The following is a 1,574-nucleotide window of genomic DNA, read 5'->3' as shown; positions in this document are numbered from 1 at the left end:
CATCTAATAAAACAAAGCCTTCATTCATTTTTTTTAAAATTTCATCCATTTTTATACGTTCTAATTTTACTTCACGCATTGATTTACGTAAACGATGTGATAAGTTTCCTATTGTATTAACAATAACATTAAATTCCTGATAATCATATTGTTTTAATTCAAATCGAAAATCTTCTGTCATTTGATCTAAACTATCACTAATATCAATAATTGGTTTAGATATTGTAAAAGCAAGTTTTCTAGATAGAATATATGCAATCACAAAAGAAACAACAGCACTTATAGATAATGCTGGAATTAAAGATGGAATATGATCTAATAATCCATTATATGGAATAGATAATCGCAATATATAATCCTGATGGTAATAAGCAACATATAACATATTCTCATTTGTTGTTTCAGATCGCCTTCTTGCATAACCAACAGTATTATGAAGTGCCTCTTGAATTTCTTGTCGATCCAAATGGTTTTCAGATACAGATTGAGATACCGTATCTGCAACAACATGCCCTCTTTTATCAATAACACTAATTCGTGTTTGATCAGAATAAGCTAATGGATTTAATTTTTCAATTTGTTGTTCTAATGGCTGTTGATAATCAATTGCATAATCAATTAACTTTAAAGAATACAACATATCCTGTTTTGTTGTACTCAAAAGACTATTAGAAATTAACGTAGCAGAGATAAAACAACTGCTAAGGAGAGTCGCAATTAAAATGATGATAAAATAACGGAGGATAGACTTAGTCATGTGTATCCTCCTTTTCAACAAAGCGATATCCTACAGAACGCACTGTTTTAATATATTTTTCTCCGTTATCATCTAACTTTTTTCTTAATGATCTTATATGGACATCTAAAGCTCTTGATTCTCCTATAAAATCATAACCCCAAATATTATTCAATAGTTCATCTCGTTCCACAACACGTTCTTTATTTTCAATTAAATAAAGTAATAATTGATATTCTTTATGTGTTAAATCAATACCTTGGTTATTCTGCTGAACAATATGTGTAGATTTATCAATTGATAAAGTTGGCGTTTGAATCGATTTGGATTTTGGCTGAACTCTACGTAGTAATGTACGAACACGTGCACATAATTCAAGGACACCAAATGGTTTTGTCATATAATCATCACTACCACTATCTAATCCATGAATTTTATCTATTTCACTATCTTTAGCACTTAAAATAAGAATAGGCATTTGTGTATTTGTTTCTCTAATCTTTTTGACAGCTGTAATACCATCCATTTGTGGTAACATAACATCAAAGATTGCAAGATCTGGTGCATCTTCATGAATAGCTATAATTGCATCAATTGCATTATCAAATAATGTGACTTGATATCCATTAGATTCTAATGATAATTTGACAATTTCCTGAATGTTTTCATCGTCTTCAATAACATAAATACGTGCGTTCATTTTTTATCCCCCTTAGATAAGTCTGTGGTCGTTCATTGTTCCTGTCTGGTTAAATTCTAACCATTAGCATATATTCACTGCATTATCACCAACTCTTTCTAAATACTTAGCAATCATCAGAAAATCTATACAATAATC

General features: G+C 29.7%; 2 protein-coding genes and 1 pseudogene. All 3 read right to left on the bottom strand.

Features of this window, described 5'->3' with window-relative positions:
* Window positions 1-757, bottom strand: a pseudogene (locus tag ACLR9T_RS14405) (hypothetical protein); the annotation flags it as partial.
* Complete coding sequence (locus tag ACLR9T_RS14400) at window positions 750-1,436, bottom strand: response regulator transcription factor (protein ID WP_008790715.1); 687 nt, start codon at window positions 1,434-1,436, stop codon at window positions 750-752. The gene ACLR9T_RS14400 and the pseudogene ACLR9T_RS14405, both read right to left, overlap by 8 nt.
* Before the next feature lie 63 nt (window positions 1,437-1,499).
* Entirely contained in the window at window positions 1,500-1,565 is a 66-nt protein-coding gene (locus ACLR9T_RS14395) for a PhoU domain-containing protein (protein ID WP_413110149.1), read from the bottom strand.
* Window positions 1,566-1,574: the final 9 nt, after the last annotated feature.

This window comes from Thomasclavelia sp., assembly GCF_047249845.1.
Classification (GTDB): domain Bacteria; phylum Bacillota_I; class Bacilli_A; order Erysipelotrichales; family Coprobacillaceae; genus Thomasclavelia.
Note: the sequence above shows the minus strand (reverse complement) of the source record. Positions and strands in the feature narration are given on the sequence as shown.